The 26,667-nt window shown below is 66.5% G+C and carries 19 protein-coding genes and 2 pseudogenes (1 of these 21 running past the window's edge); 18 read left to right on the plus strand and 3 right to left on the minus strand.

Going from position 1 to position 26,667, the window contains the following annotated elements; all coding sequences use genetic code 11:
- From AC4BEG_RS29670 to AC4BEG_RS29710, 9 genes are all read left to right on the plus strand, one after another.
- A protein-coding gene (locus AC4BEG_RS29670; RefSeq protein WP_490702765.1) for a type I polyketide synthase crosses the window boundary here: on the plus strand, nt 1-5,460 show its end. Its footprint begins 12,918 nt before the window's first position; only the last 5,460 of its 18,378 coding nucleotides appear in the window; the start codon falls outside the window, past its left edge; its stop codon occupies nt 5,458-5,460.
- Between the two features lie 65 nt (nt 5,461-5,525).
- On the plus strand, nt 5,526-6,776 hold the full coding sequence (locus tag AC4BEG_RS29675) for a cytochrome P450 family protein (RefSeq protein ID WP_490702766.1): 1,251 nt from the start codon (nt 5,526-5,528) through the stop codon (nt 6,774-6,776).
- Nucleotides 6,777-6,815: 39 nt separating this feature from the next.
- Nucleotides 6,816-7,175, plus strand: a complete 360-nt coding sequence (locus AC4BEG_RS29680; protein ID WP_362437366.1) for a nuclear transport factor 2 family protein — start codon at nt 6,816-6,818, stop codon at nt 7,173-7,175.
- Nucleotides 7,176-7,203: 28 nt separating this feature from the next.
- Nucleotides 7,204-7,626 (plus strand): allene oxide cyclase barrel-like domain-containing protein, encoded by a 423-nt coding sequence (locus tag AC4BEG_RS29685; protein WP_490702767.1) that lies wholly within the window; start codon nt 7,204-7,206, stop codon nt 7,624-7,626.
- A gap of 108 nt (nt 7,627-7,734) precedes the next feature.
- Nucleotides 7,735-8,577: a mycofactocin-coupled SDR family oxidoreductase gene (locus AC4BEG_RS29690; RefSeq protein ID WP_490702768.1), complete on the plus strand. Its 843-nt coding sequence runs from the start codon at nt 7,735-7,737 to the stop codon at nt 8,575-8,577.
- Between the two features lie 96 nt (nt 8,578-8,673).
- Nucleotides 8,674-9,150: a nuclear transport factor 2 family protein gene (locus AC4BEG_RS29695; protein WP_490702769.1), complete on the plus strand. Its 477-nt coding sequence runs from the start codon at nt 8,674-8,676 to the stop codon at nt 9,148-9,150.
- Nucleotides 9,151-9,305: 155 nt separating this feature from the next.
- Nucleotides 9,306-10,127: a thioesterase II family protein gene (locus tag AC4BEG_RS29700; protein WP_490702770.1), complete on the plus strand. Its 822-nt coding sequence runs from the start codon at nt 9,306-9,308 to the stop codon at nt 10,125-10,127.
- Nucleotides 10,128-10,185: 58 nt separating this feature from the next.
- A complete protein-coding gene (locus AC4BEG_RS29705; protein WP_490702771.1) occupies nt 10,186-10,377 on the plus strand; it encodes a hypothetical protein in 192 nt (63 codons plus the stop codon).
- A gap of 26 nt (nt 10,378-10,403) precedes the next feature.
- The gene (locus tag AC4BEG_RS29710; protein ID WP_490702772.1) at nt 10,404-11,600 is read left to right on the plus strand and encodes a cytochrome P450; all 1,197 of its coding nucleotides are present in this window, start codon (nt 10,404-10,406) and stop codon (nt 11,598-11,600) included.
- Between the two features lie 286 nt (nt 11,601-11,886).
- Here the strand turns inward: AC4BEG_RS29710 and AC4BEG_RS29715 are convergent.
- A pseudogene (locus tag AC4BEG_RS29715) lies at nt 11,887-13,262 on the minus strand (IS1380 family transposase).
- A gap of 727 nt (nt 13,263-13,989) precedes the next feature.
- Between AC4BEG_RS29715 and AC4BEG_RS29720 the strand changes: the two are divergent.
- The 9 genes and pseudogenes from AC4BEG_RS29720 (at nt 13,990) to AC4BEG_RS29760 (ending at nt 22,910) form a co-directional block, all read left to right on the plus strand.
- The gene (locus tag AC4BEG_RS29720) at nt 13,990-14,289 is read left to right on the plus strand and encodes a hypothetical protein (RefSeq protein ID WP_490702773.1); all 300 of its coding nucleotides are present in this window, start codon (nt 13,990-13,992) and stop codon (nt 14,287-14,289) included.
- Nucleotides 14,286-15,467 carry an LLM class flavin-dependent oxidoreductase gene (locus AC4BEG_RS29725; protein WP_490702774.1) on the plus strand — a complete coding sequence of 394 codons (1,182 nt, stop codon included), beginning with the start codon at nt 14,286-14,288 and terminating at the stop codon, nt 15,465-15,467. The genes AC4BEG_RS29720 and AC4BEG_RS29725 overlap by 4 nt, the downstream gene beginning before the upstream one ends.
- Nucleotides 15,468-15,815: 348 nt before the next feature.
- A complete protein-coding gene (locus tag AC4BEG_RS29730) occupies nt 15,816-16,649 on the plus strand; it encodes an SDR family NAD(P)-dependent oxidoreductase (protein WP_201875085.1) in 834 nt (277 codons plus the stop codon).
- 249 nt (nt 16,650-16,898) lie between these two features.
- Nucleotides 16,899-17,450: a hypothetical protein gene (locus tag AC4BEG_RS29735; RefSeq protein ID WP_490702775.1), complete on the plus strand. Its 552-nt coding sequence runs from the start codon at nt 16,899-16,901 to the stop codon at nt 17,448-17,450.
- 64 nt (nt 17,451-17,514) lie between these two features.
- Nucleotides 17,515-18,836, plus strand: a pseudogene (gene ccrA, locus AC4BEG_RS29740) (crotonyl-CoA carboxylase/reductase).
- On the plus strand, nt 18,833-19,378 hold the full coding sequence (locus tag AC4BEG_RS29745; protein WP_490702776.1) for a transposase: 546 nt from the start codon (nt 18,833-18,835) through the stop codon (nt 19,376-19,378). The pseudogene ccrA and the gene AC4BEG_RS29745 overlap by 4 nt, the downstream one beginning before the upstream one ends.
- A gap of 39 nt (nt 19,379-19,417) precedes the next feature.
- The gene (locus tag AC4BEG_RS29750; protein ID WP_490702777.1) at nt 19,418-19,567 is read left to right on the plus strand and encodes a hypothetical protein; all 150 of its coding nucleotides are present in this window, start codon (nt 19,418-19,420) and stop codon (nt 19,565-19,567) included.
- 177 nt (nt 19,568-19,744) lie between these two features.
- Nucleotides 19,745-19,864 carry an integrase core domain-containing protein gene (locus AC4BEG_RS29755; protein WP_490707251.1) on the plus strand — a complete coding sequence of 40 codons (120 nt, stop codon included), beginning with the start codon at nt 19,745-19,747 and terminating at the stop codon, nt 19,862-19,864.
- Between the two features lie 316 nt (nt 19,865-20,180).
- Complete coding sequence (locus AC4BEG_RS29760; RefSeq protein WP_490702778.1) at nt 20,181-22,910, plus strand: AAA family ATPase; 2,730 nt, start codon at nt 20,181-20,183, stop codon at nt 22,908-22,910.
- 665 nt (nt 22,911-23,575) lie between these two features.
- On the opposite strand, the gene AC4BEG_RS29765 is transcribed toward AC4BEG_RS29760, so the two are convergent.
- On the minus strand, nt 23,576-24,295 hold the full coding sequence (locus AC4BEG_RS29765; protein WP_490702779.1) for an HAD family hydrolase: 720 nt from the start codon (nt 24,293-24,295) through the stop codon (nt 23,576-23,578).
- Between the two features lie 23 nt (nt 24,296-24,318).
- Nucleotides 24,319-26,631, minus strand: a complete 2,313-nt coding sequence (locus AC4BEG_RS29770) for a glycoside hydrolase family 65 protein (RefSeq protein WP_490702780.1) — start codon at nt 26,629-26,631, stop codon at nt 24,319-24,321.
- Between the last annotated feature and the right edge of the window lie 36 nt (nt 26,632-26,667).

Here is a 26,667-nt window from a genome sequence, read left to right on the forward strand (position 1 = left end):
GCCGCCGCCAACGCCTTCCTCGACGCGCTGGCCGTCGAGCGACACCGGCAGGGCCTCCCCGCGGTCTCGATCAGCTGGGGCTGGTGGGGCGAGAGCAGCGGTATGACCGAGAACCTCAACGAGACCGACGTGGCTCGCATGGGGCGGGGCGGGATGCTGCCGATGGCGACCGCCCAGGGCCTCGAGTTGCTGGGCAAAGCGGCCGATTTGGCTCGCCCGAACGTGATGGCCGCTCGCCTCGACCTGGCCGCTGTGCGGTCGGCCGGCACGGTGCCCGCCCTGCTGCGTGGCCTGGTGCGGCGTCCGGCCCGGCGCGCGGCAACATCGTCGGTGGCGGGACGGGAGGCGGTGCGACTGGCCGGTTCCTCCGTGGCCGACCAGGTGAAGGCCATCGGCGAACTGGTGCGCGAGCAGGTCGCCGCCGTGCTCGGCCACCCGAGCGGCGCCTCGGTCGACATGACCCGCGCCTTCCACGACGTCGGGTTCGACTCGCTCACCGCGGTCGAACTGCGCAACCGGCTCAACACGGCCACCGGGCTGCGGCTGCCGGCGACGCTGGTGTTCGACCACCCCACCCCTGAGGCGCTGGCCGCATTCGTCAGGTCCGAGCTGGTGGGCGACGAGGTCGACACCGTCGACGTCACTCCGGCCGGGCCCGTCACCGCGATCGGTGACGACCCGATCGTGATCGTCGGCATGGCCTGCCGGTACCCGGGCGAGGTGAACTCGCCGGACGAACTGTGGAGGCTGGTGGCCGAGGGCCGCGACGGGATCACCGGCTTCCCGGTCGACCGCGGCTGGGATCTGGCCGGCCTCTACGACCCGGATCCCGACCAGGTCGGCACGACGTACTCCCAGGGGGGCGGGTTCCTCAACCACCTGGCCGAGTTCGACTCCGACTTCTTCGGCATCTCGCCGCGCGAGGCCATCGCCATCGACCCACAGCAGCGGTTGTTGCTGGAGACGGCCTGGGAGTCGTTCGAGAACGCCGGCATCGTCCCCTCCGTCCTGCGCGGCGGCCCGGTCGGGGTGTTCGTGGGTGCGAACGGGAGCGACTACCCCGCACTGCTGACCCGCGACTCCGGTGACTTCGGCGGCCGGGTGCTGACCGGCAACGCGGCCAGCATCATCTCCGGGCGGTTGTCCTACGAGTTCGGATTCGAGGGGCCGTCCGTCTCCATCGACACGGCGTGTTCGTCCTCGCTCGTGGCCATGCACCTGGCGGCCCAGGCGCTGCGCTCCGGCGAGTGCTCGCTGGCGCTGGCCGGCGGGGTCGCCACGATGGCCACCCCCGCCATGTTCGTGGAGATGGCGCGGCAGCGGGGCTTGTCCCCGGACGGTCGGTGCCGGGCCTTCGGTGCCGGAGCGGACGGCACCGGTTGGGCCGAGGGCGTGGGCCTGCTCGTGCTGGAGCGACTCTCCGAGGCCCGCCGCAACCACCATCGCGTGCTGGCTGTCCTGGCCGGCTCGGCGGTCAACCAGGACGGCGCCTCGAACGGCCTCACCGCGCCCAACGGCCCGTCGCAGCAACGGGTCATCCGCGCCGCGCTGGCCAATGCTGGCCTGACGGCGAGCGAGGTCGACGTGGTGGAGGGACACGGCACCGGGACCCGGCTCGGCGATCCCATCGAGGCGCAGGCCCTGTTGGCCACCTACGGACGCGAACGTGAGTCCGACACCCCACTGTGGCTGGGTTCGATCAAATCGAACATCGGGCATTCGCAGGCCGCCGCCGGCGCCGCCGGAACAATCAAGATGATCATGGCGATGCGGCACGGTCTGTTGCCCCGGACGCTCCACGCCGAGACCCCGTCCCCTGAGGCCGATTGGTCCTCCGGTGGGGTGGCACTGCTGGACCGGGCCCGTGACTGGCCCGAACAGGGCCATCCGCGGCGGGCGGGCGTGTCCGCGTTCAGCCTCAGTGGAACCAACGCGCACATCATCCTGGAACAACCGCCCGAGGATTTCCGCACGCCGCCGACGGCGCCGGCCCCGAACGAGGGCTCCGCGAGCAGGCGGGTGCAGCCGGTGGTGTTGTCGGCCCGGGGGCCGGCAGCCCTGCACGCCCAGGCGGCGCGCCTCCACGCCCACGTGACCGACCGGCCCGAATTGACGCTGGCCGACGTCGCGCGGTCGCTGGTGACCGACCGCGCGATGCACGATCACAGGGCGGTGGTGCTCGCTGCCGACCGCGAGCAACTGCGCGAGCGACTCGCGGCGTTCGCCGACGACACCGCCGCACCTGGCGCGGAGGCCACCGGTGTGGCCGGCAGCGGTGGTCTGGCCGTTGTCTTCACCGGCCAGGGGTCACAACGAGGTGGGATGGGCCGGGAACTCCACCGCGATTTCCCGGTTTTCGCGGCGGCGTTCGACGAGGTGTGCGCGGCTTTGGACCCGTCGCTGCGGGACATGATCTTCGATGAGGGCGAGGCCCGGCTGAACACCACCGAGTTCGCCCAGCCCGCGCTGTTCGCGATCGAAGTGGCCCTCTTCCGGCTGTTCGAGTCCTGGGGCATCCGGCCCGACTTCGTCACCGGCCATTCCGTCGGCGAGATCACCGCCGCCCACGTGTCGGGCGTGCTGTCGCTGACCGATGCCTGCGCGTTGGTCACCGCGCGGGCCCGGCTCATGCAGGGGCTCGCACCGGGCGGGATCATGATGTCCGTCAACGCCGGTGAGGACGTGGTGGCGCCGCTAGTGGCCGAGCAGGGCGCCGCGGTATCGATCGCCGCGGTCAACACCCCGGAGTCGGTGGTCATCTCCGGCACCGAACTCGCCGTCAGCGAGATCGGACAACGCCTCCGCGACGCCGGACACCGCACGAAGCAACTGGCCGTCAGCCACGCGTTCCACTCCCCGCTCATGGACCCCATGCTCGCGGACTTCCGGGCCGCGCTCGACGGTCTGGAGTTCCAGCCACCGCGGATACCGATGACCAGCAGCGAAGTGGCCACCCCCGAGTACTGGGTCCAGCACGTCCGGAACGCGGTGCGGTTCGCCGACACGGTCTCCGAACTCCGGGCCGGCGGGGCGACCCGCTTCCTGGAGCTGGGGCCGGACGCGACCCTGACCGGTCTGGTCCGCGAATGCGTGACAGGTGGTGATGTCGTCGCCGTGCCAAGCCTCCGGCGAGGCCGTCCCGAGACCGAATCCGTGCTCGCCGGACTGAGCACCCTGTTCGCCACCGGGGTCGAGGTCGACTGGCCGGCTCTGTTCCCCGCGGCCGGCGCGGGCCAGACCCCGCTGCCGACGTACGCGTTCCAACACACGCGCTACTGGCCGGACACGCCGGAGACACCGGCCACGACAACAGCCGACCCGGACGCCGTGGACAGCCGGTTCTGGGGATTGGTGGAACAGGGCGACCTCGACGCGCTGAGCGCCGAGCTGGACACCGAGGAACGGGACGGCCTCGGCGCCGTGCTGCCCGCACTGACCCGGTGGCGCCTCGGCCGGCGTGAGAAGACGGTGGTGGACAGCTGGCGGTACCGGTTGAGCTGGCGGCCCGTGCCGACCCGGCCCGAGGACACGCTCACCGGCACCTGGTTGCTGGTGGTGCCCACCGGCCACCGCGACGATGCCTGGGTCGCGCCGATCGAAGCGGCGATGACCGCCGCCGGGGCCGAGGTCCGTGGCCTGGAGGTCGGCGAGCACGAGCTGGATCGGGCCGCGCTGGCGACCCGGCTCGGCGAGCCGCCGCTCGCCGGGGTGGTCTCGTTGCTGGCGGTGGAGCAGTCCCGCGTCCCGGGACACCCGGGCGTGCCGGTCGGTCTGGCCGCCACGGTGAGCCTGGTCCAGGCGTTGGAGGACCGCGAGATCGACGCGCCCCTGTGGTGTCTCACCCAGGGCGCGGTGAACGTCGTCCCCGGCGACGACCTCGACCATCCCGACCAAGCCCTGCTGTGGGGTTTCGGACGGACCCTCGCACTGGAACGCCCCGACCGCTGGGGCGGTATGGTCGACCTGCCGGTCACCCCCGACGACGCCTCGGCGGCCGGGCTGATCCGCCTGCTGGGTGACGGTGGCACCGGGGAGCAAGCAGCGCTGCGGGACGGCGCCGTTCTGGGCGGCCGGCTGGTCCGCGCCGACCCGGATGAGCCGCCTCGTCGGAAATGGCGACCTTCGGGCAGTGTGTTGGTCACCGGCGGCCTCACCGGCCTGGGCGCCCGCACCGCGCGCTGGCTGGCCGAGCAGGGCGCGCCTCACCTCGTGCTCACTTCCCGCCGGGGGCGTGAAGCGCCGGGCGCCATCGAGCTCGAAGCCGACCTCACCGCCCTGGGCTCCTCGGTGACCATCGCCGCCTGCGACGTCGCCGACCGGGGCGAGGTGAAGGCCTTGCTCGCGAACCTTCCCCACGACCTGCCGTTGACCGCCGTGTTCCACAGCGCGGGGGTGGCCAACGACGGCGTCATCACCGAGCTGACTCTCGACAGGCTGAACAACGTGCTACGGCCCAAGGTGGAGGGAGCGTGGAACCTCCACGAGCTGACCCAGGACCTGGACCTCTCGGCCTTCGTGCTGTTCTCCTCGGCCGCCGGCCTCATCGGCTCACCCGGCCAGTCGCACTACGCGGCAGGGAACGCCTTCCTCAACGCCCTGGCCCACCACCGGCGGGCGCGCGGTCTGCCGGCCACGACGATCGGCTGGGGCCTGCTGGCCGGCGGAGGCATGGCCGACGACACCGGCGCGACCGACCGGGCGAGCCGTCGGGGTCTGCACCCGATGGATCCCGGCCAGTCGCTGGCCGGACTGCGGCGAGCACTGGACCACGACGAGACCTACATCGCCATGACGCACGTAGACTGGACCCGATTCATCAAGGCGACCGCAGGCACCGTCAAGTGCACGGTCATCAGTGACCTGCCCGAGTACCGGGCGGCGTTCCCGGTGGCCGTCGCGGGGGATCGGCTCGCCGAGCCGAACGGCGGGTCCCGGTCCTGGGCGCGGCTGGACGCTCTGGACGGCGCCGAACGTGACGCCGTGCTAATGGAGTTGGTGCAGGCGCAGGTGGCCGAGGCGCTCGGTCACAGCTCGACCGAGGCCCTGTCGCCGACCAAGGCGTTCGTCGAACTGGGTTTCGACTCCCTCGCCGCGGTCGAGCTGCGCAACCGGCTCGTCGCGGCGGCCGGGCTGACGCTGCCGGTGACCCTCACCTATGACCACCCGACCTTGCTGGCGCTCCGTGACCACCTGCGGACGGCGATGTTCGGCGCGGACGCCGACCAGGCCGAGTCCGCGCTGGCCGAGCTCGACCGGCTGGAGGAGGTGCTCTCGGCAGTGACGGCAGACGACGGCATCGACGAGGCGGCCAAGAACCAGGTGCTGCGGCGAGTCCAGAAGATGGCCGCCGCGCTCGCCGATCAAGGCGGCCATTCCGAGCAGAGCCAGCTCATCGCGAACGCCGACGACAACGAACTGTTCGACTTCATCAATCGAGAATTGGGCGGTCCCAGCCAGTGAATCGAGACCAGTCCAGACCAGTTGATTCCCTCGTTTCGCCACTTGAGCACAAGGGACGCCCCCTCATGACTGACTCCACGAAGCCCTACACCTCCGGCACCGAGACAGCCGAGGCCGACCTGTTGAACTGGGACTTCATCCAGGACCCGTACCTGACTTACCAGGAGATGCGCGCCGGGACGGGTCCTCGGCGGCTCGTCATCAAGACATTGAGCACAGGTCTGCGTTCGTGGCTGGTCACCGAATACAGCGATGTGCGTCGGCTGCTCGCCGATCCCAGACTCTCGAAGGCGGCCGGGGGTGCCGCACCGATCATCGCCAAGCACAGCACGGAGGAGGTCTCGGGCGCGTCGATCACGTCGGACAGCATGCTGTTCAGCGATCCGCCGCAACACTCGCGGTTGCGGCGGATGTTCAGTAGGGTTTTCACGATGCGCCGGACACTGAATCTGCGGCCGCGCATCGAGGAACTCACCGACGAGCTACTTGATTCGGTCCCGACGGGAGCCGAGATCGACCTGGTGGAGTCGGTGGCGATGGCCATCCCCATTGCGGTGATCGGCGAGTTGCTCGGCGTACCTCGCGCCGCCCACCACGATCTTCGTCGGTGGAACCGCGCGCTGACCAGCGTCGACTCGGAGCCGTCGGAGAAGTATCAGGCCTACATGGCGTCACTCGACTACTTCCGGACCCTGGTTGCCCAGAAAGCGAGCAGTCATGACGGCGCAGACGACCTGATCAACGCGATGATCGATCCGGACAACGAGGAGCGGTTCGAAGAGTCCGAACTGCTTTCCACCATCTTCCTGATGATGAACGCGGGGTACGAGACCACCGCGAACTTGATCAGCAGCTCGGTGTACGCTCTGCTGAAGCATCCCGAACAGTTGGAGCTATTGCGCGGGGATGCCACTCTCATACCGAACGCAGTGGAGGAATTCCTGCGTTATGAAAGCCCGTTGAACCTTTCTACATTGCGCTACACCACCGAACCGGTGGAGGTCGGCGATACTCTTATCCCCGCCGGCGAAGTGGTGTTTCTGGCGCTGTCCTCGGCGAATCGAGACCCGGATCGGTTCGCGGAGCCGGACCGGCTGGACATTCGCCGTAATGCTGCTACGCACCTGGCCTTCGGTCACGGTATCCATCATTGTGTCGGCGCGCCGCTGGCACGACTGGAAGGCGAAATCGTGCTGGCCCGGCTGTTGGACAGGTTCCCGCAGTGGGAGGCGGCCGAGCCACTGGAACGACTCACCTGGCGTTACACCTTGCAGTTCCGTGGTCTGGAGCGGCTACCGGTCAGGCTGCACGCATGATTCATGAACATCCGTCAACGACGAGAACGGAGCGGACCCATGTCAGCAGAAGTGATCGACCGATTCTTCAAGAGCTCGGGTGCCGGCGACATCGAGACCGCCGTCGAATGTTTTGCCGATGACGGGGAGTGGATCACGCCCGACGGAGACGGACTCGGGACGGTCCACACCAAGGATCAGATCGGCGATCTGATCACCAGTATGAACGCGATGCGCGAAAAGATGGTCGCCTCTGGGGTCGACGGGAAGTTCGAATCGCCGATCATGTTCGGCGAGAACATGGGGCTGGTTCGGTGGACCGTGGAGACCGATGACGGAAAGGTGGTCAATCGTGGTGTTGACCTCTTCATCCTGAGCGACGGGAAGATCGTGCTCAAAGACGTCTACCGCAAGGCCTGAAAAACTCAATCAAGAAGGGGTCGAAACCGTGATCAACAGCTACGAGGAACTGGTCGAGACAACGATCAGTGCCACCACTGACATCGAGGACTTTCAGGACATCCAGGTTGGCCAGGGTGGTAGCTACGAGCACGCCCTGTTCACCAAGTCCGGTGAAAAAGTGGCCACCACCTCAGGTGGCTACAAGATTCTCTATCAGCGAGAATCCGACAAGCAGTTCATGGCTTATCTGACCAACGAAGTCGTCTTCGAGGACGGGTCCGGAACGATCCGGGTTGCCGGTTGGATCGATCTCGGCTCACTCCTGTCAGGGGACTGGGCTTACTATCCGAGTGTGGGTACCAGTGGCCGGTACCTCGGCCAAACAGGTTTCATGGCCTGGCGCCCTTACGATCTGGGTAAGGTGGAAGGAGCCGACGTGAAACTGATTATGTTCGCCTCTGCTGAGTGAACGATCCCGCGGTGCCGCGATGAGGTGAGGGTACTCAAGGTTCAATATTCAGGGTATTTCTTTCGCCGCGAATTGGACACTTCTGTTTTCTGACGTGGAGGTTGAGAAATGGGCCGGGTCGCCGGGAAAGTCGCATTGGTTACTGGCGCTGCGCGTGGAATGGGACGTTCGCATGCGGTGCGACTTGCCCAAGAAGGGGCAGACATCGTAGCTGTTGACCTGTGCACAGACCTCGAAACCGCGCCGTATCCAGGAGCGAACGGTCAAGATCTTGCCTCGACGACGCAACTGGTCGAACAGCTGGGCCGGCGGATCCTTGCACGCCGGGCGGATACGCGCAACTTCAACGAATTGCAGGGTGTCGTCGATGAGGCGATAGCTGAGTTCGGTCATATCGACGTCGTGTGCGCAAATGCTGGAATGTCCAGCTTCGGGTTCTCATGGGAACTTACCGATGAAGCCTGGCAAGAAATTATCGACGTCAATCTGACAGGATCGTGGAAAACCGTCAAAGCGGTGATTCCCCACATGATCGAACGGAATGAAGGCGGATCACTGGTCTTCATCAGCTCGACAGCGGGGTTGATTGGCGTGCCGACCATGGCGCACTACACCGCATCCAAGCACGGCGTGGTCGGGTTGATGCGTGCCTTGGCAGCAGAGCTGGCACCACACAACATACGCGTGAATTCGGTCAATCCCGGAAATGTCGACACGCCGATGGTCAACAATGCTCCGATGCGAAAAATCTACCTGCCCGAAGTCTCCGATCCGACACCGGAGGACGCAAACGAAGTGATGAAAGACATGAGCGCGTTGCCCACCGGCTGGCTGGACTCGCAAGGGGTCAGCGACGCCGTGGTCTATCTGGCGTCGGAAGAGGCGCGTCACATTACTGGAATCACTCTTCCCGTGGACGCTGGAATGATGCTTCCCAATAAAATGCGATAGGAGCTGGTGCCGATCCACGAATAAGACGTCGCTCATTGGTCAACCGAAATTCTGTCAGCGTCTCAGGGGCGCGAACAAGTTACCGGAGGCTTTCTCATGATGGCGGAGAACGCATTCTCTCTCATGGTCGATCGACTCGATATCATTGAGTTGACGGCCAAATATGCGTATCGACTCGATACTCGCCAGTTCGATTCTTTGATGGAGCTGTGGAGCGACGACAGCCCGGTTTTCGACGAAGAAGGCTTCGGGCTGGGAAAGTTCACGGGGAAGGACGAGATCCGGCATCACTTCGAAGCCGATATCTACGGACAGATGGAGAATCTTTGCCACATGACGGTCAACCATGTCATCAACGAGATTCTCGAATCCCGAGCGTCTGGTAACTGCCATGTCTTCGCCCAGGGTGATGTACGGGCCGGCGGTATTTCTCGGGCTACCGCGTACTACAAGGATGAATACGTTCGCGAGGATGGGGTCTGGAAGTTCTCCAGTCGCAAAGTGATCCCGTTGACCAGACCGGAAGTCGGTACTTTCGAATTTCCGGCAGGGCAGAGCCCATTCGATCAGTAGACCTGGACAGCCACGGTCTGAGGCTGCCATCGCGTGTCGGATCGCAGGACTCCCCGCGGCCGGTGCTGACCACGTGGTCGTGCATCGATTGCTTTAGATTCCAATTCTCGGCGATCAGAAGTATTGCCGGTCGCGTGGCCCGAGAAAGAAGGAACGTGCACGCATCAACCACGAGTGGCGGATCATGGATCAGGCCGCTGCGAAGTTCACCTCAGCGCGGTCAAGTACACCTCATTTGCTTTCCGTTCGCGGGCGGTTCCGCCGGGTATTTTCGCTCGCTGGCAAACTCGCTCGAACCGGATATATCGGTGCTCGGAGTCCAGTATCCAGGGCGACAGGACCGTCGTCACGAGCCTTTGATCGAGGACATTGGTCAGCTCGCCGATGAGATTTGTGAGGCGTTGATCCCGTGGGAAACGCGGCCACTCGCATTCTTCGGCCACAGCATGGGTTCGGTGGTGGCGTTCGAGGTAGCGCGTCGCTTCCAGCGAGATAAGCGACGCGCGCCGCTCGCATTGTTCGCGTCTGGGCGCCGCGCCCCGTCGTGTCATCGTGATGAGGATTCTCATGCGGCCGATGATGACAGTATCATTGCCAACCTTCGATCGCTGGGTGGAACCGACTCGGCTCTTCTCGACGATGACGAGATGAGACGCGTGATCCTTCCCGTTATCCGTGGCGATTATCGGGCAGTCGAGGCTTATCGTGCGCCAACAACAGAGACGATGTTGAACGTGCCGATCATGGCAATAACCGGCGATCGCGATCCGAGCGTGTCGCTCGAGGAAGCGAGTGCTTGGCGAGGACATGCAGCGGGATCCTTCGAGATAAAGGTCCTGACCGGAGGCCATTTCTTCATACACGAGCACGTCGCCGAGATAGCCGACTGTGTGAGGCGTGTGCTCTTCGGCTTCCGTTCCGAACGCACTCGACCGCTGCGCGTCGATGTGGCATCCCAGAGTCGAGGTCATTCATGAGGCGTCACGGCGGAACGCCAGGGTCTGTTCAGCGACGAACCGGAAATGGGGTGCGGCCATGGACGTCGGACTTGAAGTGAGCTGCCCGATGTGCGGAGGTCTCATCGAGGCGACTGACAAAGATGAGCTCATCCGCTTGTCCCAGCTACACACGATTGATGCCCACCGCTATAACGTTCCCGCTGAACACGTGTTGGCCGCAATGACGCCCGGTGATATCGATCCCGATCAGGGAGAGGACGTGCAATGAACTCTGCAGTGGCGGAATGTCCTACCGTGGACCTGAACATGCTTGATCCTGACTTCGTGCAGGACCCCTATGAGACCATGGCTGCATGGCGAGCCTTGGGGCCGGTTGTCTATAACTCTCATCACGATCAGTACATGATCACGTCGCATCACAACTGCGCGCGAGTGCTTGGTGACATCCGCCATTTCAACTCTGCAAACGTGCTCCCGGAGATGGAGAAAGCGTTCGGCGGACCGACTTTTCTCGGCACTGATGGTGCACGGCATCAGACGGTCCGCAGAATTTGGGAGCCAGGATTCGAGCGCAGGGCTGTCGAAGCTGACTGGGCGGCGCGGATACATCGCGTTGTGGACGTATACGTGGATCAATTCGTTGAACGCCTTCGCTCCGGCGAATCTCTCGACGCTCTCGCGGGGATGACGCGGATTATCCCCACTGTTGTCACTGCCCAATTGCTGGGCGCCGAAGAGGATGTGTACGAAGACTTCATCAAATGGAGTGACGCAACGGCGGCGGTTCTCGGCGCACGGCTGGACCCGACTCCGAGGGGTCAAGAGATTATCGCCGACGGCGCTGCGGCAGCAGTTGCTTTGAACTCGTACATCGCCGGCCTCATCGAAAAGCACCGTGCGCTGGGTGTGAGTGATGGATCGCTTATGGCCCAGATGGTGTTCGACGATTTCGCGCCGTCCATGCCTGATCGGGAAATATTGGCAAACGGGACGATGCTGACGGTTGCGGCGAATGAGAGTACGGCGCAGGTGATGGCGATGATGTTGTATGCGCTGGGACGCCATCCTGACCAACGTCGCGCGCTGGTCGCCGACAGGTCGCTTGTTCCGGCCGCGCTCGAGGAAGTCCACCGCTGGTCGACTCTCACGCAGTCGGTTTTGCGCTTTGCCTGTAGCGACGAGTCGCAGGTCGAGGGTTTTACGATCCCCGAGGGTTCCGCAGTCGTGGCTCTTCTGGGTTGCGCGAATCGCGATCCCGCTCGCTGGGACAACCCACACTCCTTCGACATCTTCCGTCTCCGTAAAGCACATATTGGCTTTGGTTTCGGGCCTCACATTTGCCTTGGAATTCATATGGCTCGGATGGAGATGCGCATTTGGTTGAATCGGCTGCTGGACAAGTTGCCGGAGTACGAGATCGCGGGCGAAATCGAATTCGGCCCCGACTTCACGCTGCGGGGCCTTCGGGGGATCCCGATCAAAGCGGCATGATTGATCTTCAGAGAGCGGCAATCTGTCTCATTGGTTGGCGAGGTGGACCTACTTCCAGTACTCCGGCCGTAAGTTTCCGCTTCACTTGCCCGCCGACCAGCTTTTCAGACGCCCTCTAGCCTCGATCTTGTATGGGGGTCTGTCAGCTTGCTGACGGAAACTCTCCGCTTGTCCAGAGCGGAGATTTCCGCTTGCGGGCAGGTTGATGGCCCGGCTGTCGCGTCGGGTGGGCGTCGGGTTCCACGGTTCCGAGGTGGTGCTGCTCGTAGGGGCGGGACGCTGCTGGTCAGCCAGGGTTTGGGAGGGCATCGAGCCGGGCGAGGGCGTTGGTGATCACGTCGGTCCAGGGTCAGTGCTGTGCCAGGCGGAGGATGCGGCGGCGGCCGGTGGTGACGAGCTGAGCGGCGGCGGAGAACAGCCGCAGGCGCAGTCGGCGGGGCTCCCACCGGCGGGCGGTGCCGGTGAGGGCAAGCATTGGCATCCAGGCCAGCAGGTCCAGAGCGACCTGGACGGTCTCCAGCCAGAGCTGGTTCTGCGCGGCGTCGTGCAGGGGAAGGTTGCGCAGGCCGGTGGCCCGTGCGGCGCGTATGCGGTCCTCGGCTCTGGTCCGCTGGCGGTGTCGCAGCTCCAGAGCCGCGGTCGCAACGTTGTTGGTGTTGGTGGCAAAGCAGGTCAGCCGCATGCCGTCGGCATCGGTGAAGCGGAGTTGGGCGCCGGGGTGCGGCCGTTCCTTGCGCACGATCAGCCGCAGCCCTTTCGGCCGGCCCGTCAAGCAGTCGCCGGCGAGTTCGGCGACCCAGTCGCCGTCGTGGATGTCGCCGTCGGGTTCCACGGCCGGTGTCCACGCCGAGGCCGGGACCTTCAGGACGGTCTGGTGGATGGCGTCGGTGATGGTCATGCCGACCGAGTACGACAGCCACCTTCCGCGCTGGGCGAGCCAGGCGACGAACTCGTGGGTGCCGCCGCCGGAGTCGGTACGGATGAGTGTCTGCCGGCCGCGCCGCAACCGCTTCGGCAGCTGGGCCAGGGCCGGCTTGGTGGCCTCGATGTGGTCCGCGGCGGTGTTGGATCCCGCGTTGCCGGGTCGCAGCATGCCCACGACCGGTTCGCCGGACCCGCCGCGGCCGTGGTCGACGAACCCCATCAGTGGGTGGTGCCCGAACGTCTTCTTCAGGTCGCGGCGGCGTCCTGCTTCTCGGAGTGCGCCAGGACGAGGACGCCGTCGATGTCCACGATCACCTGCCCGCCCGGGTCCGGTGCTGCTTCACCGGCCAACCGCCATACGTGTTCGCGTACTTCGGCACGGGCGGTCCCGCAGCGCGGCCAGGACCCGCTGTCCGCCCGACGCCAGCTTGCTGATCAGCCGGGAGACCGTGGGGTCGCAGGCCACCGGCCCGAACACGGCCGGCTCGGCCCGCAACATGCCCACATCGGCCAGGCAGTCCCCACCCAGCGCCACCGCCAGGGCGACATCCAGCAGGATCTTGCCCGGATCGTGTACTGCACGCGGCTTGCGCCACGGCGCCAACGCCGCCGATATCGCCACGTCCAGGCCGCTCTTGCGAGATGTCTCCACCAGCAGCACAGATCCGGCCTGCCCCACCATGCCACGGCCACCCCCTCGACATGCACACGCGGATACGACCCGATACGCTTCTTCACCTGAGGAGTGCAGCTTTCTCTGCGACGAACAGGACCCTAGACAAGTCCCATCGTCCTAGGCCAGCGGCACTCCTCGCTTATTTGATCAAGCCTCGGACACCCACACTCGCGAAAGCGCGAGGCTAGTTCCGACGACGCGGCATTCATCGCTGACCTGACCGCGCTTCGGTCGTCGACCGAAGCGCGGGCTCGGGCCGTGGCGGCCGGCGCGCTCGTCTTCTGTCTTCAGTAAGAGGGGGCGGCTGGCTTCGGGGTGACGTGGCCTGACCTACCAACACCGACTCGAGATCACAACCTGGGTAGGTCGCGATCAATGTCGGAGACCGACCGTGTCACCGGGCGGCGTCTCAGCCCGGCGCCCGTGGTGCCGGGCCGTTCCCGTGGCTCCGGTTGGGTCGGACGGTGCCATCTGGTCGAAGGAGGAGCGCTTGCCCGATGCGGAGCCCGCGGACCTGGCCGCGACGATGCTCGGGCTGTTGGGCGGCTTCACGATCTCCCAAGGGCTCTGTGTGGTCGCCACGACGCTGAAGACCAGCTCCGTCCACGTCGGGCCTGCCGGCCCCTGCATGTCGAGTCCCGCCGCCAGGTCGGGCATGGGGAGGGTGACCCAGAGACCCCAGAGATGCCTTGTGACAACTAGGGGATGGTTCACCGGGAAAACTAGGGGATGGCTCGCCGAGTCGCAGAGCCTACCGTGGGGCGCACGCAGCTTTCCGGAGGCTAATTCATGGTTCACGCCGACCAAGCGCCAGTCTTGACCCCTTTTCCGCCCGCGCCGTCACTCTTCCATCCCCCGCCAGAGCTGAACGAGCTGCAACGGGACCGTCCGGTCACCCGGTTCCGGCTCGCTGACGGCAAGACCGGTTGGCTGGTCACGCGCTACGAGGACGTGCGCCAGGTGCCGACCGACCCGCCCGAGCACACCCGTCCGCGCTGGCTCATCGCCGGCGCATTCACCGCCCGTCGTGTGGAAGCGCTGCGGCCGCGAGTGACTGATGTGAACGCCGACCTGGTGGAGAACTTGTGACTAGTCTGCGCTTCGGTGCGTTCCTGCCCCCGATCCACCCGCTGGGGGAGAGCCCGACGTGGTGGCTGCGCCACGACCTGGACTTCATGGCGCACCTCGACCGGCTGGGCTTCGACGAGGCGTGGATCGGGGAGCACCACTCGACCGGTCGGGACCTCATCGCCTCGCCCGAGATCTTCATCGCGGCGGCAGCGGAGCGCACCACCCGGATCCGCCTCGGGACCGGCATGACCTCGCTTCCGTACCACCATCCGCTGTGGGTGGCCGACCGGATGGTGATGCTCGACCACCTCACGCAGGGCCGGGTGATGCTCGGGGTCGGTCCCGGCTCCCTGCCCTCCGACGTCGCCATGATCGGCATGACCCCCACCGAGAGCCGCGAGCTCCTCGAGACCCATCTCGACGTTATCCAGCGGCTGCTGGCCGGTGAGTCGGTCACCACGACGGTCGGGAGCCACACGCTGGTCGACGCGACGCTGCAGCTGCGCCCGTTCACCGAGCCGTGCTTCGAGATCGCGGTGGCCGCGACGGCGTCGCCGACCGGCGCGCGCCTGGCCGGCAGCCGCGGTGCGAGCCTGATCTCGCTCGGGGCGACCATGAGCCAGGACGGATTCGACGCGCTGGCGTACCACTGGGGGATCGCCACCGAGCGCGCCGCCCACGCGGGACGGCCGGCGCCCGACCGCGCGACCTGGCGGCTGGTCACGAACGTGCACGTCGCCGAGACCCGGGAGCAGGCATACCGCGACGTCGAGTTCGGGCTGCGGGACTGGTCGAGGCACCTGAACGACAACGCGGCCACGCCTGGGCTCGCGCTGCCCGACGGCAGCACGCGGGAGCTGATCGAGTTCGTCAACGAATCGGGCCTGGGCGCGATTGGCACGGCCGACGACGTCCGCCGCCAGATCCAGCGCATGGTCGACCAGTCCGGCGGGTTCGGCACCGTGCTGCTGCTGGCGCACGACTGGGCCGACCCGACGGCGAAGTGGCGCTCGTGGGAACTCGTCGCCCGTCAGGTCGCCCCGCACTTCCAGGGATCAGGGACGACCCACGCCCAGTCGTCCCACGACGCCCGGGCCCGGATTCTCGCGCGGCGCGAGGAGGCGAGCATCGCAGCCGGCGCGGCGCTCGAGCACATGAACCGCAAGTACGCCGACGAGGTGGCCGGGGGGGCCTGACCGTGCCGTCGTGACACGCCTGTCCGTGGTCGACGAACGCGGCCAGGGGATCTCGTGGTCCGGGGCTGTGGCACCGGCGCATCGCCACACGGTCTTGGGGGCCGCGGCGCTGGCCGGCGACCCGGAGCGAGGACCCCGCACCGGGTCGCCGGCCAGCGCAGTGAGCAGCCGGGACACCGTCGGATCGGACGCGACCGGGCCGAACACGTTCCGGGTCCCGCGCAGAACGGGGCCGAATAGCCACCGCCCACCGCGAGCGACACCGCCACATCAAGAAGGAACTTCGCCGGACCGTGGACCGCGGTCCGGCAGCGAGCACCGATGCCTGCAGAAGGAGACGTTTCCGTCATGGCGACATGGTTCATCACCGGAGCCGCCCGAGGGCTGGGCGCTGAGATAGGCCGGCATGCCCTGGAGGCGGGACACGACGTCGCCGTCGGCGTCCGGCGTGTCGACGCGTTGCCCGACGACCTGCGCGGCGCCGAGCGATGCCATCCGGTCACCCTCGACGTTACCGACCAGGCCCAGATCGACCGTGCCGTCGCGCAGGTCGTCGATCGGTTCGCCACGATCGACGTGCTGGTCAACAACGCGGGTCGCGTGCTGGTGGGTGCACTGGAGGAGGTCACCGACGCCGAGGCCAGGTCGCTGTTCGACGTCAACGTCTTCGGTTTGATCAACGTGACGCGAGCGGTCCTGCCGACGATGCGTGCTGCCGGCAAAGGCAAGATCGTGCACATCGGCTCCCGGGCGGGGTTCGAGGGCGAGCCCGGGGTGAGCCTGTACAGCGCCTCGAAGTTCGCGGTCGCCGGCATCAGCGAAGCCCTCGCCGCCGAGCTGGGTCCGTTGGGGATCCAGAGCATGGTCGTCGAGCCCGGGGCGTTCCGCACCGACCTCTTCGACGCCAGCTCCCTGTCGGTCTCCGGAGCGCGGCTGGCGGCCTACGACGGCACCCCCGCCCACCTCGTGCGCGACGGGGTCGACGCGGCCAACCACGCCCAGCCCGGGGACCCGGTCAAGGGCGCGGCGCTGATCGTCGAGGTGACCGACGGCGAGACGCTGCCCTCGCACCTGCTGGTGGGCAGCGACGCTTACGAGCGTCTCGAGGTCAAGAACGCGATGGTTGCGGAGCACATCGCCCCGTGGCGCAGCAAGGCGCTGGCCACCGCGCACCGCGACTGAGCCTGACCGTTTCGCATCGCGCCGCAGGGCCGGGCTCTGCTCGGCCCCACGGCGCGAACGTCCCCCGGCCGTGCCGCCCGGGCCGGCGGGGTGGACGTGGTCGAGTCCGTGATCCGGAAGTCGGGCCTGTTAGCCCGTGAGCAGTGGCAACGGAGGTGTGCACACTTTGGTTCTCAGCGAGCGAGGTGTGGTCTCGGTGACGGAACGGCTGCCGGTCGGCACGATCCGGACCGGGGACCGGTGAAAGCCGTGGCCGACGCGCGCGCGGACGCTGAACTCGACGGGCTTCCCGTTGCACTGCATGCGAAAGTCGCCGCCGCGCAGGCAGCGTGGGCGGTTGCTCGCTGCGCGCGGCACACGGTCGTCCCGGAACACCACTGGCCGCACGAAACCGATCTCGCCGCGCTGCGCGCCGGGCGAGCACTGACCGAGCTGGTCTCCCGCTACGTGGAGAGGGCCGTCGTGGCCGCACGGGCCGAGGGGATCGGCTGGCCGGTCATCGGCGAGGCGCTCGGGGTCGCCGACCCGGAGGCCGTTCTCGGACCCGCCGTCGCCGGTTGGACCGAAGAGCTGGCGCGCGTCCGCGCGGGACAGGTGCACCTGGCGGACCAGCCGGCGCTCGAATGGGTCGTCGACACGGCTTGGTGGGCCGAAGCGCTGCGGGAGTGGCTGAGCAGGCCCGGTGACAACCCCCTTGACTCCGCGGCCGGACGACCGCCGGCGAACGGGAACGGCTGGTGGCACCCGGGTGAGCGTGCCGCCGGCGAGGACGACGAGGCCGAGGCGGGCCTCCTGTCGTGAACCGGACCAGCGAAGGAAGGAAAGCCGTGCCGAACGCAGAGATCAAGGAGATCCAGCAGGCCGTCTGACCGGGGACCCGGGCACGCTGGCCGGGCTGCGGGTGCCGGAGAGCTACCGCGGCGTGACCGTGCACGCCGAGGAGACCGAGATGTTCAAGGGCATCGCCGGCGCGGACAAGGACCCGCGCAAGTCGCTGCACGCGGAGGACCGACACCGGAGCTCGGGCCCGGTGAGGCGCTGATCGCGGTAATGGCGAGCGCGATCAACTACAACACGGTCTGGACCTCGATCTTCGAGCCCTTGCCGACCTTCAAGTTCCTCCGGCGCTACGGGAAGCTGTCCCCGCTGTCGAAGCGGTACGACCTGCCCCACCACGTGGTCGGCTCGGACGCCTCGGGTGTCGTGCTGCGGACCGGGCCCGGGGTGCACCGCTGGAAGCCCGGCGACGAGGTCGTGGCGCACTGCCTCAGCGTCGAGTTGGAAGGCCCCGAGGGCCACGACGACACGATGCTCGATCCCGAGCAGCGGATCTGGGGTTTCGAGACCAACTTCGGTGGCCTCGCCGAGATCTCCCTGGTGAAGGCGAACCAGCTGATGCCCAAACCCGCGCACCTGACGTGGGAGGAGGCGGCAAGCCCCGGGCTGGTCAACTCGACCGCGTACCGGCAGCTGGTGTCGCGCAACGGTGCGAACATGAAGCAGGGCGACGTGGTCCTGATCTGGGGTGCCTCCGGCGGGCTCGGCTCGTACGCCACGCAATACGTCCTCAACGGCGGCGGCATCCCGGTGTGCGTCGTGTCCAGTCCGGAGAAGGCGGAGATCTGCCACCGCCTCGGTGCGGAGCTGGTCATCGACCGCAGCGCCGAGGGGTACCGGTTCTGGCGGGACGAGCACACCCAGGACCCGAAGGAGTGGCAGCGGTTCGGCGCCCGAATCAGGGAGCTGACCGGCGGCGACGACGCGGACATCGTGTTCGAGCACCCGGGCCGGGAGACGTTCGGCGCTTCGGTCTACGCGGCCCGCAAGGGCGGCAGGACCGTGACCTGCGCGTCCACCTCGGGGTACACGCACCAGTTCGACAACCGGTACCTGTGGATGAACCTCAAGCGGATCGTCGGATCGCACTTCGCGAACTACCGGGAGTCGTGGGAAGCCAACCGGCTGATCGACAAGGGGCTCATCCACCCGACGCTGTCGAAGTCCTACGCGCTGGAGGACACCGGCCAGGCCGCGCTTGACGTGCACCGCAACGCGCACCACGGCAAGGTCGGCGTGCTGTGCCTCGCGCCGGAAGAGGGCCTCGGCGTGCGGGACAAGGACAAGCGTGCCCGGCACCTCGGCAGCATCAACGCATTCCGCCAGGTGCACCGGGATTCCGGCCGGTGACGCGCGACACTGTGGCGCGTTTCCTGATCGACGTGCTGGCCGAACAGGGTGCCCGGCTCGAGCACATGGATCCCGCCGAGCCGTTGAGCCGGGCGGGTGTGGACTCGCTGGGCATCGTGGAGGGAGGCGTGGCCGTAAGCGACGAGTTCGGGGTCGGGGTCGGTGAACTGCCCCGGGTGAGGTGGGGACTCGATTCCGTGTATGGATTCCGAGGCATGGCACGACCCTCGATGTACCCGCCCGAGCTGCGCAAGCGCGCGGTCCGCATGGTCGCGGAGGTCCGCGACGACTATCCGACTGAGACGGCCGCGCTGAACGCGGTGATGGAGAAGCTCGGCATCGGTTCGCGCGAGACGCTGCGCAAGTGGATCCGCCAGGACCAGATCGACACCGGGCAGCGGCCGGGAACGACGACCGAGGAGGCCGCGCAGGTCAAGGCCCTGAAGAAGGAGATCGCCGAGCTGAAGCGGGCGAACGGGATCCGCAAGGCGGCCTCGGCCTTTTTCGCGGCCGAGCTCGACCGGCCACACACGCGCTCGTAGTGTTCATCGACGAGATTGCGGGACTGCTTCGGCTGCACCGTGCGGGCAGCACACGGCATCAGCATCGCCCCCTCCACCTACTACGCAGCCAGGAAACGCGAGTTGGCGCCCTCGCCAGGAACCGTGCGGGACGAAGAACTCAAGGGACAGATCAAGGAACAGATCAAGGAACAGATCAAGGAGGTCTAGCAGTCCAACTAGAGGCAGAACGTTCGTTATTGACGTTGCGACCCTCCTTGTACATTCTATCTGGAGAATGAATGTTCTACTCTGTCGGCCTCGCGGGCCCGGCCAGAGTCTTGAAAGGTATGACCACATTGCGCAAGAACCTGCTGCAACTCGGAGTGGCGGCGGCTGCCGCCCTCGATCTGTCCCTCGACGCCGACGCCGCGTTCGCACGTCGAGCTCACCACCGCCGATTGGGTCGACTGGTACAACCACCGTCGGCTCCACGGTGAGATAGGGCACATACCGCCTGTGGCATAGGAAGCCAACTACTCCTGTGGCATACGAAGCCAACTATTACCGAGCAACCACGAACCCCCAGCTCGCAGCCACCAACTGAGATCGAACCAGGGGCGGTTCACCATTCTGCCCACAGGTTCAACGGCGTGATCGACTGGGGTAGACATGGGTGTGGCCATTGGTGTGGCCAATGCCAGCCCTACGGATGGTCGAATCAGTTTTGTGGCATTGATCTCTAGTCTTAATCGGTCGATTTCCGTATTTCCGATCCTTCTTCCGCGCGGTCTGTCAGTGCGTGCGACGTAGGAACCGCTCCATGAGGGACAGGATATCGTGCATGATCGAGCGAGAGTCTGAGCTCGCTGAGCTGGATGCAGCTTTTGCCGAGTCCGCGGCTGGGGGTGTGCGGGTTGTCGTGCTTCAGGGGGTTGTCGGGACCGGTAAGACAGCGTTAATCGAGGAGTTCGGCAGCCGGGCTCGTGGGGCGGGGGCGCGATTTCTCCGGGCGAGTGGGGCGCCGACCGAGTGCTCGCTTTCCTTGGGCATCGTGCGTCAGTTGCTTGCTGGTGAGGTTTTCGACCGCGACAGGGCGGCGATCGTGCGTGGTTTGCTCGACCACCAGCTGCTCGCCGATGCGGAGTGCGACGGGGTGAGTCGCTCTCGGGTGTTGGACGGGTTGGCGACGGCGGTTCTGGAGTTGGCCGAGCAGAGCTCGGTGGTGATCGCCATTGACGACACACAGTATCTCGACGCGTTCTCCCAGGATTGGCTGATCTATCTGATCCGCCGTGCCGGGCTCGCCCGCATCCTAATCGTCCTTGGCTGGCGCGACGACGACATCGAGATGTCTCCGAGCAACTCCCGGCTACTGTGTGCCGAACTCTACCAACAGGCCTACTTGCGGCGGCTGCTGCTGGCTCCACTGTCGTCGAGCGGCGTCGCGGAGGTCATGACCGAGCGACTCCTCGAGTCCGTTTCGACGGAACTGGCCGCGGAGGCACACCAGTTCACCGGTGGCAATCTGCTGCTGCTGCATGCGTTACTGGAGGACAGTCGGGCTGCCACCCGCGGCGATGGCCCGCCGGCCGAGCTGAACACCGGGCCCGAGTTCGAGCGGGCGGTCCAGCTCGTCCTGCGCCGGTGCGATCCGGTGACGTTGCGGGTCGCGGGTGCGATCTCGGTGATCGGTGAGCCGTCGCGGTTCGCGTACCTCGACCGGCTGGTCGGCGTCGCGTCGGACCGGGTCGCTGTCGCCATGCAGGTACTGACCCGGACCGGTTTGGTGGAGGCCGGCCGGATGCGGCACCCGATCATGGCCAGCGCCGTGCTCAACGCCTTCTCGGCCGCGGATCGATCCGAGCTGAGCCGGCGCGCTGTGGATCTGCTCAAGGCGTGCGGTGCGGACTCCTTGACGATCGCGGAGCACTTCGTCGCCTCCGGCCGTCTCGACGACCCCTCGGCCGTGCTGAACCTGGTGGAGGGGGCGCAGCAGGCGCTGGAGGAGGGCCACTCGCGGCGGGCCACAGAGCTGCTGCGGCTGGCGTACCAGGTCGAAACCGACGGCCGGCGTCGGGTGGAGATTCTGGCCTTGCTGCTGCGGGCGGAGTGGCGGGACGATCTGCGAGCCTCGGTCGGGCATCTGCCCGAGCTGACCGAGGCGATGCTGAGCGGTCGACTTCGGGGTCGGCACGCGACGATGCCCATCATCATGCTGCTGCTCCAGGGGCGGGTGGAGGATGCTTGCTCCGTGCTCTCCCGGCTGGCGGCCGACGTGCCGCCGGGCTCCCGGCCCTCATGGGAGTTCGAGATGGTACGGATGTGGCTGGCCGACATGTATCCGGGCATCTTCCGGCGCGTGGCCGACGAGAGCAGGACGAACGGCACGCCGATCATGCCTCCGGGCGCTATCGGTTATCGATTGCTCGAACACTTCCAGAGCTCCCACCACCAGGGGGCAACCGCGGAACGCTTGGTCCAAGCCGACGAGGCGCTTTGGCAACAGCCGCTGACCGAGGTCAATCTGTTGCCGCTCATTCTCGCGTTGCACACGATGGTGTATGCCGAGCGATTGGAGGAAGCCGAGCAGCGGTGCCGGGAACTGATGCAGACCTGTCTCGACCTCCAGGCGCCCACCTGGCGTGCGCTGTTTTGCGCGATCGCAGCGGACATCGCCTTGCGCCGGGGCTCGCTCAGCGTCGCGGTCTCCCGGGCGACCGCCGCGCTCGAACTCATCCCGGTCGCCGAATGGGGCGTGCTGGCCGCTGAACCGTTGAGTACCCTGCTGACGGCGCAAACGCTGCAGGGCAAACACGACGAAGCGGCACGCACGCTCGCCCTGCGAGTGCCGGACGTGATGTTCGAGACGCCGTTCGGCCTGTCCTACCTGCTGGCGCGCGGCCGTCACTACGTCGAGCGCGGTCTCGCCCAGGTCGCCCTCGACGATTTCCAGGCCGTCGCTGACCTGCTCGACCAGTGGGGGATGGCCCAAACCGAGACACTGCCGTGGCGCACGGAGATGGCCGCCGCTCACCTGCAACTCGGGGACCACGAAATAGCCGCGCGCTACGCTCGCGAGCAGCTGCGCCGGATCGGCACAGACGGCCACATGCGGGTGCGCGGGCGCACCATGCGGCTGCTGGCGGCGACCCGCGAACTGCACCTCCGACCACCTATGCTGTGCGAGGCTGTGGATGTGCTGCACCGAAGCGGGGATAAGTTCGAGTTGGCGAGTGCGCTCGCCGCCCTGCACGATGCATACACCCAACTTGGTGATGCTGGCCGGGCGCGGTCAGTGGCACGCAAGACCAACAGCATCAGGCAGGCGTGCTTCGCAGAACAACCCGCTCGGCGGGTCGGCGCGCCGGACGTGCTGGAGGAGACGGAAGTCGACATGCTTGCCCTCAGCGATGCGGAGCGGAGGGTCGCCAAGGCCGCGGCAAAGGGCCTGACCAACCGGGAGATCGCCCGCAAGCTCTACCTCACGACCAGCACGGTGGAGCAGCACCTGACCCGGACCTACCGCAAACTGGGGGTCAGCTCACGAGTACAGCTGCAGTCCCGCCTCTGACTCCAACCACCCCCCCGCTCTTCAGGACGCCTCCGCCTAGCTAATCCCGGGGCGATACCCAGCACCCCGGTGAACCGCGCCGGGAGCACCTCGTGACCGAGCGCGTCCAGTGCACCGAGGTCAGCACGATGGGCGACCTACTGGTTCGGGCAGCCTGAAGGGTGTCTTTATTGCTGTACGGTCGCTGACCTGGGGCTTTGTGATCGTCCATGTATGGGCATGATCACTGATTGTGGGTCTGCGACCGCTCTACTTGATCTTCTGCCGGTTACTCCACGAGAAGCGGGGCCGTGGCTGGGCACGTCGAGCGATGGCGAGTTGATGCCGGAGCATCAAGATTTCTGTGTCTTTCGCTGCACTCGAGCGAGCGAGCAGGGCAAGCCATCGGAAGGTCTGGCAGGCGAGCAGGTAGATCAGCCGTATCACCAGGACGGGCCTGTTGCCTCAGAGCGGCTTGCGGCCTGGTGAGGTCTGGCAGATCCGAAACAGCAGGTCAGCCCGGGTGACATAATTTCCGGCACCCACAGGAGCACGCCGACTCAACAAGCTCGCGCAGCACGGGCCTCTGTTGGTGGTGGTTGATCAGCCGGCCGCGATCGGCGTGTTGCCGGTCGCTGTTGCGCACCCAGTGTGCGGGTAACCAACGTTTCGCTACCGCACCACCACTATGGAGTTGCCCGCTGGAGCAGTTCCGCGGGATCGGCCACGACCTCGTGGGCGCCCGCCTCCGCCAGCGACTGTCTGCTACTGCCGCGGTCGACGGCAACGACGTGGAAGCCGCCCGCGCGCGCGGCTTCGACTCCTGATACGGCATCCTCGATCACCACTGAGTGCTCGGGCGAGACATGGAGCAGCTTGGCCGCGGCCAGGAATGTGTCGGGCGCGGGTTTGCTTCGCAGGCCGCACCGTGCGGCGTCGACACCATCGATCACGACGGCGAATCGATCTTGCAGGGCCGCTGTCGCAAGCACGGCGCGAGCGTTGCGGGAGCTGGAAACCACCGCGAGGGGGATGTGCGCTTCGGCCAGTGCGTCGACGAGCCGCAACGAGTCGGCGAACGGTTTGACGCCCTCGTTCCGCAGGATCTCGCCGTACGTGGCGTTCTTCTCGTTCGCGAGCCCGTTGACCGTTGGGGTGCCGGGGGGATCGTCGGGCGTTCCGTCGTCCAGGTCGATGCCGCGTGATTCGAGCACTGCTCGCACCCCGGCAATGCGTGACTTGCCGTCCAAGAGTGTGAAGTAGTCATTGTCGGTGTACGGCGGCTTGTCCGGGGCTGTGGTTCCGAGATACGCAGTGAACAGGTCGGCCCACGCACGGCGGTGCACCGACGCGGTGTCGGTGAGGACGCCGTCCAGGTCGAACAGCACCGCGGCAGCGGCGAACACCGGCAGTCTCCGGTGTGGCGCCGTCATCGCGGCGCTCCAGGGCGCTGTACGACCGTCGTCTCTCCAGGCCGGAGCACCACTTTTCCGCCCCACACCGTAATCGTGAGGTCCGGACCGTCGCCGACCAGTTCGAAACTCGCGTCGTCGTGACCGAGGTCGGCGCGGATCGCGTGTCCCCGCCAGTGGGTCGAAAAGCGCAGGCGCCGCCATGAGTCCGGCAGCGCGGGTGAGAAATGGATGTCGTCGTGGGTGGCCAGGAATCCGCCGAAGCCATGTGTGGCTGCCTGCCATGTGCCGCCCGCGGACGCCACATGGATGCCGTCTTCGGTGTTTCCCTGGTTGTCATCCAGGTCGACGAACGCCGACCTCGCGAAGTAGCGCTCGGCCTTGGATGGGTCGCCCACCTGTAGGCCGACGATGGCGTGGATGGATGGGCTGAGCGACGATTTGTGGAGGGTTCGGGGTTCGTAGAACTCGTAGTTCGCGCGGCGGGTCGGCAGGCTGTATTCGTCGGGTAGGAGGAACATCAGCATCACGACGTCCGGCTGTTTCAGCAGTGAGGTGCCCTCGCAGTTGAAGTGGTTGTAGCCTGTGGGATAACGCGGCATGTCGTTGACGTCCCACTCGGCGATCGGCACGATCTCACGGTCGAAGTAGCCGTCGAACTGTTCGATCACCCCGCAGTCGGGGTTCGTCGGTGCGACGATCCGCCGGGCGGTGTGCGCCCAGCCAGTGGCCTCGTCGTCGGTGACACCGATGGTGTCGGCCAGGGCGGCCAGTTGCTGCGGGCGGTGCTGGTCCATGTTCCGGTACACCTCGGCGGCGCGCTCGAGGTGCCAGCGCACCATGCGGTTGGTGAACGCGTTGTTGTCGATGTGGGAGTGGAACTCGTCGGGGCCCATTACGGTGCGCAACACCATCGTGTCGCCGTCGGTCGCGCAGCGTTGCACCCAGTACCGGGCCGTCTCAAACAGTATCCGCGCGCCCTCACCGTACAGGTAGTCAACGTCCCCGGTGACGTCCGTGTATCGCAGAATCGCGTAGGCGACGTCGGCCGTGATGTGGAGTTGCTCCTCGCGTGTGTACAAGCGGTTCTGTCCGTCGGCGGTGAACTGCGGGCACTCCTCACGGCCGGTGTCCGCCGATTCCCACGGGTACCGGGCGCCGGTGGTCCCGTTCGCGACGGCGACCTCCCGTGCGCCGGACAGGGTGTGGTGGCGGTACCCGAGAAGAGACCGTGCGGTTCGAGGCTGGGTGAACAGGAAGAACGGGAGCATCATGATCTCGGTGTCCCAGAACACGTGTCCCCGATACCTCTCCCCGGACAGCGCGTTCGCGCCGATGTTGACCGTGGGATCGTCGGGATTGGCGGCGATCAGCAGATGGTAGATCGAGAACCGGAGGGCAAGGCAGGCGCGGGCGTCACCGACGATCTCACAGTCCGAATCGGACCAGAGGGCGTCCCAGGCGTCCTTCGACGCGTTCGCGTCCGTGTCGAAGCTGTCCGAGCGACGGACGGTGGCCACTGCTCGTTCCAGCGGGGGTGCGTCCCTGTCGAAGTCGCGACTGGTGGCGATTCCCACGGCCTTGTCGATCGTCACCGTCTCACCCGCGTCGATCTCGAAATCGAGTTCCACGCCGACGTATTCGCGTCGGCGCAGCGTGCGGGTATTGAGGGGTTCGGTCGCGGTCGTGGCCTGGAAGGCAAAGGCGATACCGATGTCCGACGTGATGGTGCGGGCCTCGACGTGTCCGATGTCACCGTCGAACCCGCTGCCAGCGCAGCGGAGATGGGTGGACAGCGCCCACTTGTCCCACTTCCGGTCGTACCCGAACGATGTCCCGTCCGGATAGGACGGAAGTCTCTCAAGGTTGCGCCGGTGCGCGTCGATTCCGGTCCTGACGGTGACCTCGGCGGCACCGTCGAGCGGCGTCACCGCCACCCGCAGACGGCACAGGTCTCGATCCGCCATGCTCGCGAATCGCTCGGTGCGCAGCTGGATTCGTTTCCCATCGGTCGTGACGAACACCGTCTGTCGCGAGAGAACACCCGCCCGAAGGTCGAGTTGACGGCGGTGCGACTCAATCGTCGCGGACTCGGGATCCAGCCGCTGCCCGTCCACGTCGACCTCGGTGACCAGCCAGTCCGGGGCGTTCACGAGGTCGATCACGGGTGAGTCGAATGCGTCGTACACGCCCGCAAGGAAGGTCCCCGACAACGCTCCCGTGTGCCGCTCCTCGATGCTGCCTCGGGTGCCGAGGCGTCCGTTTCCGACGGTGAACACCGTCTCGAAGTAGTTGGCCCGAGCGGGATCCCAGCCGTCTTCGGTCACCACCCAGGTAGCGGTGTCGGGCGAGGCATCAGTACTGGT

Source organism: Streptomyces sp. JLBJ103, assembly GCF_058215575.1.